Raw genomic sequence first — 17,319 nt, forward strand, 5'->3', positions numbered from 1 at the left:
CTCTTTTAATATAATTTTTCTAAAACTTCATCTTGCATACTAAAAGTATGTTCGGTAGCAGGAAAAGTTCTAGTTTGAACATCATTAATATATTCTTGAGTAGCTGTGAAAATTTCTTGTTGTAAATTTCGATATTTTTTTACAAATTTAGGGGTGAATTCAGTATTTAAGCCTAGAAGGTCATTACAAACTAAAACTTGACCATCACAATTATTCCCAGCACCAATGCCAATAGTAGGGATGTTAACACTTTCAGTTATTTTTAGAGCTAATTGGTGAGGAATACACTCTAAGACTAGAGCAAATACGCCTGCGGTTGCTAAAGCCTGTGCGTCTTGAAGTATTTTTTGCGCAGCGCTTAAGGTTTTGCCTTGGACTTTAAAGCCACCTAATTGATTTACAGATTGGGGAGTTAAGCCTAAATGTCCAATTACGGGAATGCCACTTTGAACGAGTTTTTCAATCGTGGCCGTGATTTCTGCACCGCCTTCAAGTTTAACGGCGTGTGCGCCAGCTTCTTTGACTAACCGTCCAGCGTTTATTAGAGCTTGTTCTGTGCTCACTTGATAACTCATAAACGGCATATCGGCAACCACCAACGTGCGACTACAAGCTCTAGTAACAGCCTTGGTATGATGAATCATATCTTCCATTGTAACTGGTAAAGTGGAAGAATAGCCAAGGATAACATTACCTAGTGAATCACCGACTAGAATCATATCGATGCCAGCTTGGTCGAAAATTTTAGCAAAAGCATAATCATAGGCGGTTATCATAGTTAAGGGCTTTATTCCTTTAGAATTTTTTATTGTGCTAGTTGTAACAATTGAATTAGACATTAATAATCTCCTTAAATTTTATTGTTTAATAAATTTCTGAGCTCTAGGTAGTTATTGTCAGTAATTGTACCATTTGCCTTAGCTATATCTAAGGTTTTTAAACCGAGTAAACAATACAGATGTTGATATTTATCTGGTAAAACTTCTAGGTGTTGGGAAATAGTACTACTATCACCGCGACTTAGAGGCCCAGTTAAAGCTGAGGCTGTGTTTTTAGCTCTTTCAATATTGTGGACAGTGCTTTGAAGCAGTCCAAATAAAGCTTCGCGAGGAATAGACCATTTCATAAAAATGTCTTCAGCGATACAAGTTAAACTAACTAAGTAGTTTGATAAAATGCAAGCCGCTGCGTGATAGAGAGGTTTGTCATTTGCCGGTACATGTATAGGGACAGCGTTTAAGGTGTGAGCTAGTTTGGTTGCGATATTTAAGCTACTTTGTTCACCATCAATAGCGACATAAGTATTTTCTAAGCTAGTAGTATTTTCAGTAAAAGCCTGCAGAGGATGAAAGCAGCCAATATTACTTGTATGAAGAGGCTGTAAGGCATCTAGATTTTGGCTACCGCTACAGTGAAAAAAATATTGATTTTTGTTGTTATAATTTAATGTAGCAATTTTTTGGGCTAGAGTGGTTATTAAGTTATCAGGAACTGTTAAAAAGATAATATCTGCCTCGAATAATAAAGTTTCTAGATTATCATAATACCTTAGTTGAAGCGCTTGTACGATATTTTTACCTTTGTCGCATTCTTTATCAAAAACACCAACCAAATTCCAAGTTGTATTTTTTAAGGCCTTTGCTAGAGTTTGTCCTAGTTTTCCAAAACCGATTATTGCGATTTTTTGGTTCATTAAATTTTCTCCTTAGAAATTAAAAATAAAAAAACGCCTCTCTAGAAAGAGAGGCGTGAATAATCACAGGAAAAAGAAACACTAAGATAAGTGTGCTTTATTGTGCCGTCTCGGTCTAGTCTGATCCAAGCGGTATTAAAATTTTCAAATAGAATACTAGCTAGTATGTAAACTTCTAAAAAGATAGCCTCACACAAGTAAGATAATAGCATAAAAAAAAAATGAAGGCAAGTAGCAGTAATAAAAAAATATTGGGAGTAGAGTACTGCTTTGTAATTGTTTTTTAATACTTCTAAAATTAAAATCACTTGTTTGATAAAATAACTTATGGTATAATTTTGCGTATTATATGAAAATTAAATAAAAAAATAAACAGGAGCTAGAGATTTTAGCTAGAGAAAATTGGTGCAAAGCCAATGCGGTCCCGCCACTGTAAAGTTTTAAGTTTAAATAGCAGAAAAAACTTAAAACAGAGTCAGAACTAACTGTTTATTAAAACCTTGACTTGCGAGCGACAGGAAAAGAGGGTTTTTTAGTGCACATAAAAACTAAAACTCCCCTTTATAGCAAGGGGAGTTTTTTTCTGTCTAAAAATTGAGGAAGGTGGTGATGTTTTTATTATCAACAAGATTTAGTGGAGCTAGAAATAAAAGTTTTATTTTTGAGAATTTTATCTTAGCTAAATTCAAGTCAGCAAAATGATACATTTAATTAGATTAGGGGTGTTGATTATGAAGAAAATATTGTTGTTAGGCGTATTATTGTTAGTATTAAGCTTAGGTAAAACAGTATCTGCAGCTACGGGTGTAGTTAATGGCGAAGGCTTAGATTGGGAAATGTCGATTTTACCCAAACCTACTCTAGAAGAAATTGAAAAAGAACGTTGGCAGCCAATTTTAGAAAATGATATAGGAATTTACACTTATGCTAATGACAGTATCGTTAAAGAGCATAAATTGGTGAGCGTATTAGTTAAAACGGTGTTTACGAATAAAGAAGTTCTAGAGCGTTTAAATAAGCAATATGCAAGTAAATTAGCAGGTGAAGATATAATAACCTATTGTCAGTTAACGATAAAATTTGATGTTGCGAAAAAAATGTATCTGGTGGAAAAAACGGAGATTTTTGCTGGACAAAATAATTTGATTGCTAGTAAAGAAGTAGTAGGCAATAACCGTCAATTTGCCACAGTTCCTAAAAATAGTTTTGCGGAAGCCATGTTAGAAATATTGTTAAAATAGCAAAAATCACGTTTTCAGGAGAAGCTATCTAAAAGAAGTTCTCCGAAAACGTGGTTTTTATTTTAACTGTGCAATTAAATCTTGAATTTCTGGTTCAAGGTAGACTGAATCTAGAAGCTCTTGCGCCCAAGGTAGAACTGGAGCAAGTTTTTGCACTTGTGCAATAGCCAAAGCTTTAACTATCGGGGTGTCATTCCAAATTGTAGTGCTAAGAAAGTGTAGTTGACTCGGATTGTGTTTGGGTGGGTGTTGTAATAAGGTTAGGCAATCTTCACAGATAAACAAGCAATGGTCGATATTTACAGTTTGCTTAGTTATAATTGCTTCATAAATAATCAGTTTTTTACCAGCGCTATTACAAAATTCGCATTTGGATTTGGCTCTACGTGTTAGTTCTCTACCCAATGCATTAAGTTGCGCTAAGTGCTCTTGGTTACGTTCAAAGCCTTTAGACATTAAAGATCATCTCCAAATTATAGACGCCGAACAGCAAAAAAATCTGTTCGGCGTAAATTTTATTTGTTAATTAACAAAGTTTTTCAAAACGGTAGCAAGACGTTTAATGCCTTCGATAATGCGTTCTTCTGGCATGTTTGAGTAGTTGATCCGCATGCAGTTGAACTGTGGTGTGCTAGGGTAGAAAGAATCGCCTGGAACAAAAGCTACATTTTCAGCCACACATTCTAAAAATACATCTCTTGAATTTATATGTTTAGGCATAGTAACCCACAAAAACAATCCGCCATTAGGGCGAGTATAAGAAATTTGCGGGGGCATATATTCATCCATGGCCTGTAAAATAGTATCACGACGTCTGCGGTATAAATTGCACAAATTAGCAATATGCGCGTCAAAATCATAACTATCCATATAGGCATCGACAATTCTTTGGTCTAGGGTACTAGTGTGTAAATCGGCACTTTGTTTAATTGTGATATAATTCTCAATTAAGCTATCAAAGCCTGCTACCCAACCAATGCGTAATCCCGGACAAAATGTTTTGGAAAAAGTTCCTAGAAACACCACTTGCTTATTTTTATCTAAAGACATTAAAGAAGGTAAAATCTCTCCCTCATACCGTAATTCGCCATAAGGATTGTCTTCGATAATTGGCAGGTTATGTCTGTTGCATATTTCTACAATTTTAATACGGCGTTCAAGGCTCCAAGTTATGCCGGTAGGATTTTGAAAATCCGGAATAGCATAGAGAAATTTTACTTTAGTGTTGTTAGCTAAAATTTCTTCTAAAGATTCAGGAATAAGACCTTGTTCATCAGTGGCAACTTCAATAAATTTAGGCGAATAGGCTTTGAAAGCGTTAATAGCTCCTAGATAAGAAGGGCTTTCGCACAAAACGATATCGCCTTCATCAAGAAATAATTTTCCAGTGAAATCTAACCCTTGTTGTGACCCAGTTGTAATTAAAATATTGTCAGCAACCACATTTGTATTTAATTTATTGTTCATGCGCGCGGCAATTTTTTTTCTTAATGGTGCCCAGCCTTCAGTTGTGGCATACTGCAGTACTTGAATTCCATCTTTGGCGATTATTTCTTGAGTTAATTTGGCTATTTCTTGAGTAGGAAATAGTTCGGGTGCTGGAAGTCCACCAGCAAAGGATATTACTTCTGGTTTTTGTGTTAATTTTAAAATCTCGCGTATTTCAGAAGCTTGCATATGCTTAATTCTGTTTGCAAATTCACATGACATTTTCAAATCCCCCTATAAAATTGTTAAAGTATGTGTTTAATTCTATCATAGAGGACTTTTTTGGTCAAATAAAAAGTCACTTAGACTTTTTTACCCCAGAAGTATAAAGTACTGATTACAGCAATAATAGCAATTGGCAGAGTAATGTAAATTGATACACCAAAGCCTACTGGCAAAAAGCCGAAAATTACAGAAATAACTGCTACCGTTAGGGCGTAGGGCAATTGAGTTTTGACATGGGCAAGGTGATCAGAACCAGCACCCATAGATGATAAAATCGTAGTATCAGATATTGGTGAACAGTGATCACCAAAAATTGCTCCTGTTAACACAGCGCCAACATTAGCAATCATGTAGCCATAATCAGGATTTAAAGCAAAAGCAAGTGGAATTGCAAGCGGCATAATAATACCCATGGTTCCATAGGCAGTTCCAGTGGAGAAAGAAATTATTGAACCGAGAATAAAAATAATAGAAGGTAGAAGGTAAGCTGGTAAATTAGAAGAAAGAATGCTTACTAGATAACTAGCTGTTCCCATTTCTTTTATTACAGAGCTTAAAGACCATGCCAGCAGTAAAATTACGCCTGTTATACAAAGCCCAGAAACACCAGTTACCCAAGTGTTGACAGCTTCATTTAATGTAAAACATTTTTGGTACAGGCCTATGGCGAAGGCTACAATACAAGCAACTAAAGCGGCTTGAAACAAAACAATGCTTGCGTCAGAAGCTCCAAAAGCTTCTTGTAAGGAGCTTAGTGAATAAGGTTGTGCTTCAATAGCTGCGACTAAAGCTTTGTTTTCACCAGCTAATATAGCGGCAGTACCATTTGTATAAAAACCAATAAAAGCAGAAACTATTAAGACAGCAATAGGGATTATGGCACTATAGATACTTATTTTTGCTTCAGGATTTGGCTTGATTTTATCATTGTCTTCACTAGACATAGGGGTATCACCATCAGCAATAACTTTGCCTGTGGTTAAGGCTCTTGTTTCAGCTACATGCATAGAGGCAAAATCTCTTAACATTATTGCTGACGAAAACACAAAAACCATGATTAAGATATTATAGAAACGATAAGGGATGGTATCTACGAAAATTGCATATGCATTAATTGGTTGGTTAATCACGGCATATGCATCACGAATTAGACTAAGTTCATAACCAATCCAAGTTGAAATTAGGGCTACGCCAGCAATAGGGGCCGCTGTAGCATCAACAATAAAGGCTAACTTCTCACGTGAAATTTTAAATTTATCAAATACAGGTCGCATTATAGGACCGATTATTAGCGAATTTGCATAATCATCAAAAAATACTAGAATTCCAAGAAACCAAGTGATGATTTGAGTACTTCTACGACCAGATGCCTTGGCCGCCAGATATTCAGCAACAGCTTTAGCACCGCCCATTTTTGTTATAAGAGCTATTAAACCACCGATAGTTAAACATTGAAGAATAATGCCAGCATTCCAAGAATCACTCATTGCACCGAGAATATAAGCAATGACTTTTGAAAAAGCTTCTATTAAAGAAGGAATTAAACTATTGTTTTGTAATGTTAAAATGAGAGCACCAGAGAAAATACCTGTAAATAAAGAAAATACCACGTTTTTAGTAATAAAAGCCAAAACGATAGACACCAGAGGTGGTGTAATAGTCCAAATACCTAAAGTCTCAGCATTTTTGGCGGCTGCATCTACTTCTTGAGCATGAGCAACCACAAAATTAGACAGCAAAATAAGACTGAAAATAGGGGCAATTTTAAAGAATTTTTTATACATTGAGAAACCCATCCTTTTAAAAAATTTACACTCTATGATACCAAATTCCAGAATGTCTAGTCAACAAGGTATACTTGCATATATAGTATACAAGGAGAATACAATTGACAAAACAGGGCTTTTTAAGTATAATACATGGTATTGAACTGTAAAATCTGAGGACTTAGAGTAGTAGGTGAGAAGTAGCTTTTAGAAAGTTAGCGGTTGATGCAAGCTAATACTACCAAAACTGAACTCGCTAAGGAAGAGCTAATATGAAAGAAAGTAGTTTTAGCCGTTAGCTAGCGTTAATAGCAATTGAGAGGATGGTTGTTTGCAACTGTCAATCAGGGTGGTACCGCGATATAAAAATCGTCCCTGGCACATAGCCATGGGATTTTTTCTTTTTAAGAGAACTTATACATAAAGTAGGAGGAGAAGTAATGTTAGTAGACAGATATGATCCCAAAAGTATTGAGGAAAAGTGGCAAAAATTTTGGGAAAAAAGCAATGCTTTTGATACGGTGATTAATAGGCAAAAACCAGAATACTATGTTTTGGAAATGTTCCCATATCCATCTGGTAATTTGCATATGGGGCATGTGCGCAACTATTCAATTGGTGATGTGGTGGCAAGATTTAAAAGCATGCAAGGCTATAATGTGTTGCATCCTATGGGTTGGGATGCATTTGGAATGCCTGCCGAAAATGCAGCGATTAAACATGGAATTCATCCTGCTAAGTGGACGATGGAAAACATTGATAATATGCGTAAACAGCAAAAAGAATTAGGGTTATCATATGATTGGGATCGCGAAGTTGCGACTTGTAAAGATGATTACTATCGCTGGACACAGGAATTATTTTTATTGTTTTATAAAAGAGGTTTAGCAACACGCAAAAAAGCGGCTGTAAATTGGTGCAATGAATGTAATACAGTGCTAGCAAATGAACAAGTAATTGATGGTTGTTGCTGGCGTTGTGATAGTGAAGTTGTAAAAAAAGATTTAGAACAATGGTTTTTTAAAATAACTGATTATGCAGATAGATTGTTAGAGGATCTAAAAGAATTAAACGGTTGGCCAGAGCGGGTACGAACAATGCAAGAAAATTGGATTGGACGTAGTGAAGGTTTAGAATTTGCTTTTGATGTACCTAGTATTCAAGATAAAATTTCGGTATATACAACAAGACATGACACTGTTTATGGTGTATCTTATGTGGTTTTGGCTCCAGAACATCCGTTGGTGGAAAAATTAATTGCTGGAAAAACACAGGCAAATGAAGTGCGTACTTTTGTAGAGCGTGTGAAAAATCAAACGGAATTGCAAAGAACTGCTAGTGATATGGAAAAAGAGGGTATTTTTACTGGTGAATATGCGGTTCACCCATTGACAGGCCAACAAATTCCAATATGGGTAGCTAACTATGTATTATTTGAATATGGTACTGGAGCTGTAATGGGTGTGCCAGCACATGATCAAAGGGATTGGTTATTTGCAACGAAATACAATTTAGCTAAAAAATTGGTTATAAATTCTCCTGCGGCTGATTTGGATATTGCAACTATGCAAGCAGCTTACGAAGAAGATGGGATTATGGTTAATTCCGATATTTGTAATGGTTTAAGCAACGAGCAAGGCAAAAAAGTTATTGCAGATAAAATGGAAGAATTATCTATAGGCAGTAAAAAAGTTAATTATCGTTTACGCGATTGGCTAGTTAGTCGTCAAAGATATTGGGGTGCTCCAATTCCAATGGTATATTGTCAAGACTGTGGGACTGTACCTGTTCCTAGCGAACAACTACCAGTTTTATTACCAGAGAATGTAAATTTTGCTAATGTTGCTGTATCACCATTAGCACAGGTAGAAGATTTTGTTAACTGCACTTGTCCTACTTGTGGTAAACCAGCAAGACGAGAAACAGATACGATGGATACTTTTATTTGTTCTTCTTGGTATTATATGCGCTATACAGATCCTCATAACGACAAACAGCCTTTTGCTTGGGATAAGGTGAACTACTGGATGCCAGTTGACCAATATATTGGTGGGATAGAACATGCGATTTTGCATCTATTGTATTCAAGGTTCTTCACTAAAGTTTTAAAAGATGCAGGCTTGGTTAATGTTAATGAACCTTTTAAAAATTTATTAACTCAAGGTATGGTAATAAAAGATGGCGCTAAAATGTCAAAATCAAAAGGTAATGTTGTTTCTCCAGAAGAAATAATTGCTAAATATGGTGCAGATACAGCAAGATTATTTATCTTATTTGCAGCGCCGCCAGAGAGAGATTTAGAATGGAGTGAACAGGGGGTAGATGGTTCATTTAGATTTATTAATCGCTTATGGAGAATAGTAGAACATTATCAAGCTGATTTGAATAAAGGACAATGTAGTTATAACCCAGAAGAGTTGACAGCTAATGAGAAAAAGTTGCGTTATAAGGCACATCATACAGTCAAACGTGTAACAGACGACATAACATTAAGATTTAACTTTAACACAGCAATAAGTGCGATAATGGAACTAGTAAATGCCTTGTACTTACATAAAGAACAGAATGAAACTATTAATGCAGGTTTGATTCATGAAGTTATATCACAGCTTATTAGATTGTTAGCACCATTTATTCCACATGTTACAGAAGAACTTTGGAATGGAACTATTGATTCTGATAGTAGTGTACATAAACAAAATTGGCCAGAGTATGCAGAAGATGCATTAGAGGTTTCTGAGGTAGAAATAGTAATACAATTCAATGGTAAATTAAAAGAAAAAATTGTGATGGATGCTCAGCTTGATGCAAAACAATTGGAAGAAGCGGTATTAGCTTTGGAAAAAGTTCGTAATTTACTTGCGGGAAAGACGATTATAAAAATAATTAGCGTTCCTAAAAAATTAGTTAATATAGTAGTTAAATAAAAAAAGTAGCCAAGTTAACAATTTTCATTAGAAATGAATAAGTTAACTTGGCTACAGAATCTTTAAAGGCAATTAAAAGTATTTTTACATAAGTAGAAAACATTAACTCAAAACCGCTATCAATACTATAAATAAAAATGGACCACAGAGAGCATGTTCATTATACAAGGAGGATATATGCTATATGTATATAATAAGCGCTTGTCTAGTAGGAGTACGGTGTAGATATAATGGTGTTATAACTATCAATGAAAAGCTACTTAAATTAGTTCAAGCTGGAAAAGCTTTGGCTATTTGTCCAGAACAATTAGCAGGTTTGAGTACGCCCCGTCTTCCTTGCGAGATAATTAAAAATAAAAATGGAATTTTAAGAGTTGTAAATTCTCAAAAAGAGGATTTAACCAAAGAATTTCAATTAGGAGCACAAAAAACTTTACAAATTGCACAAATAGTGGGTGCTAATACAGCGATATTAAAAGCACGGAGCCCTTCCTGCGGTAAAGGACAAATTTATAGTGGTAACTTTAATGGAGAACTTATAGCTGGGGATGGTTTTACGACCTTGCTTTTACAAAAAAATGGCATTAAAGTATATACGGAAGAAGAATTCTAGCAAAATAAATAGAACCCAAAAGCATTAAGCTTTGGGTTCGAAAAAAAAAACAACCAACTTTTAGTGGTTGTTTCTAAAATCTTAAGCATTAACTTTGTTTAAACGTTTAGCTAAACGAGATTTTTTGCGAGCAGCAGCATTTTTATGGATAATGCCTTTGCGAGCAGCTTTATCAACTGCACCAACTAAATTAACAAATAATTCTTGAGCTGCAGGTTGTTCGCCAGCCTCTATAGCTTCTACAACTTTACGAGTGCTTGTACGAAGTGTACTTTTAATTTGAAAGTTGTGTGATTTTCTTAGCGCATCAGTTTTTACACTACGGATTGATGATTTAATGTTTGGCAATTACTTCACCTCCCTAACTAGTTTATCTAGTGTATTTTAGCATATATTTAGTTAATAAGCAAGAGTATATTCAAAAATTGAAAAGCAAAAATAACTGGAAAAGTTGACAAGCTTTTCGTAATACATTAACATTTATTTTAGCAAATAATAGTAGGAGAATATATATGAGAATTTTTGCAATTGGCGATTTGCATCTATCGGGAAACCCGCCGACTAAGCCGATGGATATTTTTGATTTGGCCTGGCATAATCACTGGCAAAAGATTAAGACTGATTGGAGCGAAAAAGTAGGTGAAAGTGATGTAGTACTATTAGCTGGAGATATATCTTGGGCAATGAATATTTTAGAAGTTAAGATGGATTTGGAAGAACTAATTACTTTGCCTGGAAGAAAAATTATGATTAGAGGTAATCATGATTATTGGTGGAGTACTGTTACAAAATTGAATAATACTTTTGCAAATAAGTTAGAATTCTTGCAAAATAATTTTTTTCAATATGAGAACTGGGCAATTTGTGGTAGTCGTGGCTGGGAGTTGCCCAACGAGTATTACACGGAAAAAGATGAACAAATTTTTGCGAGAGAATTATTAAGGATAGAAAATTCCCTAATGCAAGCTGAAAAAATTGGCTTAGTGAACAAAATATTGTTATTACATTATCCGCCACTTTTAAAGGGACAAGAAGTTTCTGAAATTAGCAAACTCTGTTGTAAATACAATGTAAAACAATGTATTTATGGACACTTACATGGTGAAGATGCTTTTAAACTGGCTTTTGAAGGCGAACTAGACGGAACAAATTACCAACTAGTTTCAGCAGATTATTTGGATTTTAAATTAAAAAAAATAACAGCTATTTAAATTAAGAGTTGTTGGGAAAGTAGGTAGTTATGCATCAATATTTATTTTTTATTGGCGATTTTCCTATAAGAGCGTATGGATTGATTTTATGTTTAAGTATTTTTTTAGGTTCAGGGGTTGCTTATTTTTTAGCAAAGCAAGATGGAAGATGGCATGAGCATATTTTTGATATGGGATTGTATTGTGGTTTGGCCGGGATTATTGGTGCTAGACTTTGGGATGTATTCTTTTTTGATTGGGAGTATTATCAAGACCATTTACTGGAAATTCCGTTTGTATGGCAAGGGGGAATGGCAATTCAAGGTGGGGTATTTTTGGGTGCTGTAGTAGGTATTTGGTATACCAAAAAGCATAAAATTGATACTTGGGCTTTAGCTGATATTATAGCTCCTGCAATAATTTTAGGGCAAGCAATTGGCCGTTCGGCTAATTTACTTAACGGAGATGCTTTTGGAGCGCCTACTGGTAGTGATTTTGGGATACTATATCCAGAAGGGACTTTAGCAAGAAAAGTTTATGGGGACGCTCCTTTGTGGCCAGCAGAAATCTGGGAATGTCAATTAGATATAGTAATTTTTGCACTGTTGCTTATATTTAGGACAACTAGACATGCTAAAGGGCAAGTTTTTGCCTTATACGCTTGTTTATACTCTTTGGCTAGATTTTTCTTAGAATATTTGCGAGGTGATTATACGGAGATAGTTTTTGCTGGGTTAAAGTCTGCACAAATTACCAGCTTAACATTTGCTTTAGTTTCCTTAGTAATATTTATAATTGTAGGTTGGAAAGAAAAACAGAGTTTGGCTGTAAAAAAAAGCAAAGTAAAAAAATAATTTAAAATTTATAAAAGTTGCTAGTAATTGTATTATATGTTATAATGTCAAAGTAAATTCGGGGCGTAGCTCAGTTTGGTAGAGCGCTATCTTGGGGTGGTAGAGGCCGTGGGTTCAAGTCCCGCCGTTCCGACCAGTTAATTAATTATAATAAAAGTTAACTAGCTTAAGTTAACTTAGAAAGCTGCTTGTTTTTTTGCTAATAGCTAAAGAAATAAGTAGCTTTTATATTTTACAGATAAATAAGCAATTGATAAAAATAGATAGTGAAAATTGGAAAAACTAGCATGCTTAGTTAAAGGCAGATTTATATTTTAAAAATAATGTTTGTATAATTAACTTTTTAGGGTAAAAGAAACCCAAGAAAACGAAAAACATCTGCCTATGGCAGATGTTTTTCTGAGAGAGGTATTATATTTAGAAAGAGGCAAGAGCAGCGCCAAGATTTTGGCATTGCTCAGTACCTTGTTCATCAGGGGATTCATTTACAATTAGACCTTCTTGATTATATAAAATAGCATTGCTATCTATAACTTCCTGTTGCCAAGTTTGCATCCATTCACCAGTTCCCCAACCGTAAGAACCAAATAGGGCAATTTTTTTACCCGCTAGATGCGGTAACAATTCATCAAAAAATGGTTGAAATTCCATTTCTTCTAAAACTTCAGCTCCCATGGCTGGACAACCTAAAGCAAGTACGTCATAAGTTAAAGCTGTTGCACTAGCTATTTCATCAACAGAAAATAAGTCAACTTCAGCACCAGCAGTTTTAGCACCAGCTAAAATCTGTTCCGCCATCAACTTCGTGTTGCCAGTTTGGCTCCAATAAATTATTGCAATTTTATTCATAAAAATCTCTCCTATTCTAAGCAGTTTTAAATAAATCCACCAGTGAAAACCCTTTTTCTAGCTTTTTGCAGATTGCTGTAGTACAGCGACTATAGCGATTAAATAAGTTGATAGTTTCTTGCTCGTTATCATAAACTTTCCAATAACCGCTGGCTTTGTAATTTTTTCCCTTGTGTGTTAAAAAGCCAATAACATCTGAAAGTGGATAACCTAAAAATACGCCTACTTCATGAGGAAAAGAACTACTAGAAGTAATTCTTTCGGCAAGTGTTGCTAAAATTAAATCTAAACTAGCATCAGCAGGATAACCACTGTCTAGTAGATAATTTAATACTTGCTTAGTTTGTAAATGCCTTAGTAATAAACTTTTGCGATAAACTAAAACTAAGATTCTCTTTGGGCATTGACAAAGAATTTTAAAATAAATTTGCTTAGAATTTAATTCAGAATTTAATTTATTGAGAATATTAAAAACCTGCTCTTTATCTTTGCGACAAAAAGAAACTAAATTACTCGGCTTGATTCCTGCCAAAGCTGGGCTACAATGAAATGCCAAAACTTGTTCAACAGACAAACGTCTCACCTTCCTCTTGGAGTTAGGATTACCTAACTAAACGGCAAAAAAATATTTCGGCTAGCAAGAACTAACTGAGTTAAAGATTAACAAAAAAAACAATAAATGTCAAGACTATATTTTTACAGCCATTGACATTTATTGTTTTAGCTTTTAATACCATGATCCAACTTTAAATGAACTTTGATTTTGTCAAAGGATTCGTCACTGAGATCATGCTCAATTCTACAGGCATCTTCAAGTGCGGTGTGTTCATTAACGCCGATGGAAATTAGCCATTTAGTTAGAATTACATGGCGCTCATAAGTTTTTTCGGCTACCGTTTGCCCTTTAGGCGTTAAGGTTATAAAACCTTGTTTGTCAACGGTGATGTAGCCGTTTTCGCGAAACTGTTTCATAGCGTTGCTAACACTGGGTTTAGAAAATTTCATTTCATTTACAATATCTATAGAACGAACGAGACCGATTCGTCTTTGAAGAATTAGTATTGTTTCTAAATAATTTTCTGCAGATTCTTGTATTTTCACAATAAAAACCCCCTTATTGATAATGGTATCAAAAACAACTAATTAAGGCAAGAAAAATATTCCTTAATCATTGACAAGCTAGAATTAAAGTGGTAAGCTATGAATAACTTGGGTTAGCAAAAGCTAACTTTTTTTAAAATTTGAAAGTTAGGCAAAACTAATGAAATATGAAGGAGTGATTCATCATGCCATTGACTATGGTTAAAATTGGACAGACAAACAGCATAAAAAGAATTTCTGGACGGGATGAGCCAAGAAAGTTTTTGGCTAGTTTAGGTATTATCGAAGGATCAGAAGTTACAGTAGTAGCTGAATTTGCAGGCAATGTAATTTTAAGTATTCGTGATACGAGAATTGCTTTAGATAAATGCATGGCGAATAGAATTATGGTATAAGGGGTGGCAAAATGGACACGTTAAAACAAGTGAAAACAGGAGAAACCGTTCTAGTCTGTAAATTACATGGTGAAGGCGCTGTGAAACGTCGTATTATGGATATGGGTATTACTAAAGGGGTAGAAATAATGGTGCGTAAAGTTGCACCATTAGGTGATCCTATAGAAATTAATGTACGAGGTTATGAGTTAAGCTTGCGGAAAGCAGATGCTGAAATGATTGAAGTTAAGTATCTTTAAATCTGGGGCAGCCAAACTGGCTGCAAATTTTTTCATGGAGAGGTTAGCTTAAGCTAACAAATTGAGGGGGAGATTATATTGGGAATTAAAATTGCTCTTGCAGGTAATCCAAACTGTGGGAAAACTACAATGTTTAATGAGTTGACAGGAAGTGCACAATATGTTGGTAACTGGCCTGGAGTAACGGTAGAGAAAAAAGTTGGCAAATTAAAAGGCCATAAAGATGTAGAAATTGTCGATTTGCCTGGTATATATTCGTTATCACCATATACTCTAGAAGAAGTAGTGGCTAGAGATTTTTTGTTGCAAGACAAACCAGAAGCAATTATTAATATTGTTGATGGAACTAATTTAGAAAGAAATTTATACCTTACAACACAATTGTTAGAAATTGGTGTGCCCGTAGTTATTGCTTTAAATATGGCGGATGTGCTCCATAAACAAGGCGATATTGTTAATGTGAAAATGCTTTCGGAAAAATTGGGTTGTGAAATCATCGAAACAGCTGCACTAAAGGGTGATGGCTGTTTAGAAGTAGCCGAGAAAGCTATAAAAATAGCTGAAGAAAAACGAAATGTAAAAGCTAAACATTATTTTTCCAAGTCAGTTGAGTTAGCGTTGACAAAAATACAAGATATTTTGGCCACAGAAGGAATTCAGGGCAATAAAAGATGGTTAGCAATTAAAATTTTTGAACGCGATGCCAAGGTTTTACAACAAATTAATTTTAGTGAACGTTTAGGCGAAGAGTTAGAAGAAGTTATTTGTGCTTTGGAAAATGAAATGGATGATGATAGCGAAAGTATCATGACCAATGAACGTTATCAATATATTTCTCAAGTTTTGACAGTTTTTATAAAAAAAGCAAATACAACTAAAATTACAGTTTCTGACAAAATCGATCAAATTGTAACCAATAGAGTTTTGGCGTTGCCGATTTTTGCTGCAATTATGTTTTTGGTTTATTATTTATCAGTATCTACAGTTGGGACAATGATGACAGATTGGACGAATGATGTACTTTTTGGTGAGATAATTCCACCTGCGGTAGAAGAATTTTTAGTGGGCGCTGGTACTGCGGAATGGCTTAATTCATTGATTCTAGACGGAATTATTGGTGGGGTTGGTGCAGTTCTTGGATTTTTGCCACAAATGATGGTTTTATTTTTACTACTAGGAATTTTAGAAGATTGTGGCTACATGGCACGTATTGCTTTTATTATGGATAGAGTATTTAGACGTTTTGGCCTATCGGGAAAATCATTTATTCCAATGTTAATTGGGACTGGTTGCAGTGTTCCAGGAATTATGGCTTCAAGAACAATTGAAAATGAACGCGATCGAAAAATGACAATTATTACAACGAGCTTTATTCCTTGTGGAGCAAAATTGCCGATTATCGCTTTGATAGCAGGGGCTTTATTTGAAGAATCACCTTGGGTGGCTCCGTCAGCTTATTTTATTGGGATTTTAGCAGTGATTATTTCCGGGATAATTTTAAAGAAAACGGATAGTTTTGCTGGAGAGCCAGCACCTTTTGTAATGGAATTACCACCTTATCATTTGCCAAGTGCTATAAGTGTACTTTTACACATGTGGAGCAGAGCCAGATCATTTATTGTAAAAGCTGGGACAATAATTTTCTTGTCAAGTGGAGTTATTTGGTTTTTAAGTAGCTTTAATGGAGCTTTTGAAATGGTTGAAATAGGGGAATCAATTTTGGCAACTTTAGGTCAAGCAGTTGCACCGATATTTGCACCTTTAGGCTTTGGCACTTGGGAGGCTACGGTGGCTACAGTTACTGGGTTGATTGCGAAAGAAAATGTTGTAGCTACTTTTGGGATTTTATTTGGTTTTGCTGAAGTGGCGGAAGATGGCACGGAAATTTGGCCGTTATTACAACAATCATTTACTGTCATATCAGCTTACTCGTTCTTGGTTTTCAATTTGTTGTGTGCACCATGCTTTGCTGCAATTGGGACAATCAGAAGAGAAATGGGCAATATGAAATGGACAATGTTTGCAATAAGCTATCAAACGCTATTTGCTTATGTTATGGCCTTTATCGTTTATCAAATCGGAACTTATTTTACGGATGGACAACTTTCAATATTAACGGCTGTAGCAATCGCTTTTGTAGCAGGAATCTTATATTTATTGTTTAAACCGTACAGACAAAGTGAGAAAAATCTTAAACTAGCGAAAAGAGCAGTAAATGCTTAGAAAGAAGGTGTTATAAATGGGAACAGTTATTGTGGGAACAATTGTTTTAAGTGCATTTGTTGGTGTAGGTTATTATCTATATAGTCAAAAACATAAGGCTGGTTCTTGTTGCAGTGGTTGCTCGGGTTGTCCATCAACAAGTAATTGTCAGAAGTAGGCACTTATGAGCATTGTAATTATTGGTGGACATGAGCGGATGGCTTGTAAGTATAAAGAAATTTGCAAACAATATAGTTGTAAAGCAAAGGTCTTTACTGAAATGCCTGCTAATTTAAAAAGTACGATGGGAAATCCAGATGTAGTAGTGTTGTTTACAAGTACTGTATCTCATAATATGGTGCAAAAAGCAATTGCTAAAGGTGAAAAAACTGGTGCTAAAATAGTTCGCTCACATAGTAGTAGTGCTTGTGCATTAAAGGGTATATTAGCTGAGTGTGTACAAAGGAATTGCTCAATCTGTGGTAAAAATTGTGCTAATTGTAAAAACAAAAAATAACAAGAGAAGGCCGTGTTTA

19 protein-coding genes, 1 tRNA gene, 1 riboswitch and 1 other annotated feature are annotated in these 17,319 nt (G+C 35.0%); of the genes, 11 read left to right on the forward strand and 9 right to left on the reverse strand.

Annotation, left to right across the window (positions count from 1 at the left end):
* Positions 1-5: 5 nt before the first annotated feature.
* Positions 6-839, reverse strand: a complete 834-nt coding sequence (gene panB / locus SUCMO_RS0104895; RefSeq protein WP_019879424.1) for a 3-methyl-2-oxobutanoate hydroxymethyltransferase — start codon at positions 837-839, stop codon at positions 6-8.
* Positions 840-850: 11 nt separating this feature from the next.
* A complete protein-coding gene (locus tag SUCMO_RS0104900) occupies positions 851-1,693 on the reverse strand; it encodes a Rossmann-like and DUF2520 domain-containing protein (RefSeq protein ID WP_019879425.1) in 843 nt (280 codons plus the stop codon).
* 356 nt (positions 1,694-2,049) lie between these two features.
* A riboswitch (cobalamin riboswitch) is annotated at positions 2,050-2,197 on the forward strand.
* Between the two features lie 227 nt (positions 2,198-2,424).
* Between SUCMO_RS0104900 and SUCMO_RS0104905 the strand changes: the two genes are divergently transcribed.
* On the forward strand, positions 2,425-2,934 hold the full coding sequence (locus tag SUCMO_RS0104905; protein ID WP_019879426.1) for a hypothetical protein: 510 nt from the start codon (positions 2,425-2,427) through the stop codon (positions 2,932-2,934).
* A 57-nt stretch (positions 2,935-2,991) separates the two neighbouring features.
* Here the strand turns inward: SUCMO_RS0104905 and SUCMO_RS0104910 are convergent, their stop codons facing one another.
* The 3 genes from SUCMO_RS0104910 to SUCMO_RS10345 all read right to left on the reverse strand — a co-directional run bounded on the left by SUCMO_RS0104910 (position 2,992) and on the right by SUCMO_RS10345 (position 6,431).
* Positions 2,992-3,390 carry a hypothetical protein gene (locus SUCMO_RS0104910; protein ID WP_019879427.1) on the reverse strand — a complete coding sequence of 133 codons (399 nt, stop codon included), beginning with the start codon at positions 3,388-3,390 and terminating at the stop codon, positions 2,992-2,994.
* Between the two features lie 66 nt (positions 3,391-3,456).
* Positions 3,457-4,644: an aminotransferase-like domain-containing protein gene (locus tag SUCMO_RS0104915; RefSeq protein ID WP_019879428.1), complete on the reverse strand. Its 1,188-nt coding sequence runs from the start codon at positions 4,642-4,644 to the stop codon at positions 3,457-3,459.
* Positions 4,645-4,724: 80 nt separating this feature from the next.
* Positions 4,725-6,431 (reverse strand): Na+/H+ antiporter NhaC family protein, encoded by a 1,707-nt coding sequence (locus SUCMO_RS10345; RefSeq protein WP_019879430.1) that lies wholly within the window; start codon positions 6,429-6,431, stop codon positions 4,725-4,727.
* 149 nt (positions 6,432-6,580) lie between these two features.
* Positions 6,581-6,793 (forward strand) — a binding site (T-box leader).
* Between the two features lie 60 nt (positions 6,794-6,853).
* Here SUCMO_RS10345 and leuS point away from each other — a divergent pair.
* Positions 6,854-9,340 carry a leucine--tRNA ligase gene (leuS, locus tag SUCMO_RS0104925; RefSeq protein ID WP_019879432.1) on the forward strand — a complete coding sequence of 829 codons (2,487 nt, stop codon included), beginning with the start codon at positions 6,854-6,856 and terminating at the stop codon, positions 9,338-9,340.
* A 184-nt stretch (positions 9,341-9,524) separates the two neighbouring features.
* Positions 9,525-9,953: a 2-thiouracil desulfurase family protein gene (locus SUCMO_RS0104935; RefSeq protein WP_019879435.1), complete on the forward strand. Its 429-nt coding sequence runs from the start codon at positions 9,525-9,527 to the stop codon at positions 9,951-9,953.
* 81 nt (positions 9,954-10,034) lie between these two features.
* Here the strand turns inward: SUCMO_RS0104935 and rpsT are convergent, their stop codons facing one another.
* Positions 10,035-10,301: a 30S ribosomal protein S20 gene (rpsT, locus tag SUCMO_RS0104940; protein ID WP_019879437.1), complete on the reverse strand. Its 267-nt coding sequence runs from the start codon at positions 10,299-10,301 to the stop codon at positions 10,035-10,037.
* Between the two features lie 164 nt (positions 10,302-10,465).
* Between rpsT and SUCMO_RS0104945 the strand changes: the two genes are divergently transcribed.
* The 3 genes from SUCMO_RS0104945 (at position 10,466) to SUCMO_RS0104955 (ending at position 12,133) form a co-directional block, all read left to right on the forward strand.
* Positions 10,466-11,164, forward strand: coding sequence for a metallophosphoesterase (locus SUCMO_RS0104945; RefSeq protein ID WP_019879439.1), 699 nt, complete (start codon positions 10,466-10,468; stop codon positions 11,162-11,164).
* A 29-nt stretch (positions 11,165-11,193) separates the two neighbouring features.
* Positions 11,194-11,997, forward strand: coding sequence for a prolipoprotein diacylglyceryl transferase (gene lgt / locus SUCMO_RS0104950; RefSeq protein WP_019879440.1), 804 nt, complete (start codon positions 11,194-11,196; stop codon positions 11,995-11,997).
* Positions 11,998-12,056: 59 nt separating this feature from the next.
* Positions 12,057-12,133: transfer RNA gene (locus tag SUCMO_RS0104955), tRNA-Pro, on the forward strand.
* A 281-nt stretch (positions 12,134-12,414) separates the two neighbouring features.
* On the opposite strand, the gene SUCMO_RS0104960 is transcribed toward SUCMO_RS0104955, so the two are convergent.
* From SUCMO_RS0104960 to SUCMO_RS0104970, 3 genes are all read right to left on the reverse strand, one after another.
* The gene (locus SUCMO_RS0104960) at positions 12,415-12,846 is read right to left on the reverse strand and encodes a flavodoxin (protein ID WP_019879442.1); all 432 of its coding nucleotides are present in this window, start codon (positions 12,844-12,846) and stop codon (positions 12,415-12,417) included.
* Between the two features lie 16 nt (positions 12,847-12,862).
* Positions 12,863-13,420 carry a DUF3793 family protein gene (locus SUCMO_RS0104965; RefSeq protein ID WP_019879444.1) on the reverse strand — a complete coding sequence of 186 codons (558 nt, stop codon included), beginning with the start codon at positions 13,418-13,420 and terminating at the stop codon, positions 12,863-12,865.
* Between the two features lie 146 nt (positions 13,421-13,566).
* Positions 13,567-13,947 (reverse strand): metal-dependent transcriptional regulator, encoded by a 381-nt coding sequence (locus SUCMO_RS0104970; protein ID WP_019879445.1) that lies wholly within the window; start codon positions 13,945-13,947, stop codon positions 13,567-13,569.
* A 185-nt stretch (positions 13,948-14,132) separates the two neighbouring features.
* On the opposite strand from SUCMO_RS0104970, the gene SUCMO_RS0104975 reads away from it, so the two are divergent.
* The 5 genes from SUCMO_RS0104975 to SUCMO_RS0104995 all read left to right on the forward strand — a co-directional run bounded on the left by SUCMO_RS0104975 (position 14,133) and on the right by SUCMO_RS0104995 (position 17,300).
* Entirely contained in the window at positions 14,133-14,342 is a 210-nt protein-coding gene (locus tag SUCMO_RS0104975; RefSeq protein ID WP_019879446.1) for a FeoA family protein, read from the forward strand.
* 11 nt (positions 14,343-14,353) lie between these two features.
* Positions 14,354-14,581: a FeoA family protein gene (locus tag SUCMO_RS0104980; protein ID WP_019879447.1), complete on the forward strand. Its 228-nt coding sequence runs from the start codon at positions 14,354-14,356 to the stop codon at positions 14,579-14,581.
* A gap of 78 nt (positions 14,582-14,659) precedes the next feature.
* A complete protein-coding gene (feoB, locus tag SUCMO_RS0104985; protein WP_019879448.1) occupies positions 14,660-16,804 on the forward strand; it encodes a ferrous iron transport protein B in 2,145 nt (714 codons plus the stop codon).
* 16 nt (positions 16,805-16,820) lie between these two features.
* The gene (locus SUCMO_RS11180) at positions 16,821-16,961 is read left to right on the forward strand and encodes a FeoB-associated Cys-rich membrane protein (protein ID WP_019879449.1); all 141 of its coding nucleotides are present in this window, start codon (positions 16,821-16,823) and stop codon (positions 16,959-16,961) included.
* Between the two features lie 6 nt (positions 16,962-16,967).
* On the forward strand, positions 16,968-17,300 hold the full coding sequence (locus SUCMO_RS0104995) for a DUF2325 domain-containing protein (RefSeq protein WP_019879450.1): 333 nt from the start codon (positions 16,968-16,970) through the stop codon (positions 17,298-17,300).
* The last annotated feature ends 19 nt before the right edge of the window (positions 17,301-17,319 follow it).

Source organism: Succinispira mobilis DSM 6222, from assembly GCF_000384135.1.
Lineage (GTDB): Bacteria > Bacillota > Negativicutes > Acidaminococcales > Succinispiraceae > Succinispira > Succinispira mobilis.

Bases quoted from the DNA above. Each gene is read 5' to 3' on its own strand.
- SUCMO_RS0104975 (WP_019879446.1), top strand. From the start codon at position 14,133: ATGCCATTGACTATGGTTAAAATTGGACAGACAAACAGCATAAAAAGA.
- lgt (WP_019879440.1), top strand. From the start codon at position 11,194: ATGCATCAATATTTATTTTTTATTGGCGATTTTCCTATAAGAGCGTAT.
- SUCMO_RS0104995 (WP_019879450.1), top strand. From the start codon at position 16,968: ATGAGCATTGTAATTATTGGTGGACATGAGCGGATGGCTTGTAAGTAT.
- SUCMO_RS0104980 (WP_019879447.1), top strand. From the start codon at position 14,354: ATGGACACGTTAAAACAAGTGAAAACAGGAGAAACCGTTCTAGTCTGT.
- SUCMO_RS11180 (WP_019879449.1), top strand. From the start codon at position 16,821: ATGGGAACAGTTATTGTGGGAACAATTGTTTTAAGTGCATTTGTTGGT.
- SUCMO_RS0104900 (WP_019879425.1), bottom strand. From the start codon at position 1,693: ATGAACCAAAAAATCGCAATAATCGGTTTTGGAAAACTAGGACAAACT.
- SUCMO_RS0104960 (WP_019879442.1), bottom strand. From the start codon at position 12,846: ATGAATAAAATTGCAATAATTTATTGGAGCCAAACTGGCAACACGAAG.
- SUCMO_RS0104905 (WP_019879426.1), top strand. From the start codon at position 2,425: ATGAAGAAAATATTGTTGTTAGGCGTATTATTGTTAGTATTAAGCTTA.
- SUCMO_RS0104945 (WP_019879439.1), top strand. From the start codon at position 10,466: ATGAGAATTTTTGCAATTGGCGATTTGCATCTATCGGGAAACCCGCCG.
- panB (WP_019879424.1), bottom strand. From the start codon at position 839: ATGTCTAATTCAATTGTTACAACTAGCACAATAAAAAATTCTAAAGGA.
- leuS (WP_019879432.1), top strand. From the start codon at position 6,854: ATGTTAGTAGACAGATATGATCCCAAAAGTATTGAGGAAAAGTGGCAA.
- SUCMO_RS10345 (WP_019879430.1), bottom strand. From the start codon at position 6,431: ATGTATAAAAAATTCTTTAAAATTGCCCCTATTTTCAGTCTTATTTTG.
- SUCMO_RS0104915 (WP_019879428.1), bottom strand. From the start codon at position 4,644: ATGTCATGTGAATTTGCAAACAGAATTAAGCATATGCAAGCTTCTGAA.
- SUCMO_RS0104910 (WP_019879427.1), bottom strand. From the start codon at position 3,390: ATGTCTAAAGGCTTTGAACGTAACCAAGAGCACTTAGCGCAACTTAAT.
- SUCMO_RS0104935 (WP_019879435.1), top strand. From the start codon at position 9,525: ATGTATATAATAAGCGCTTGTCTAGTAGGAGTACGGTGTAGATATAAT.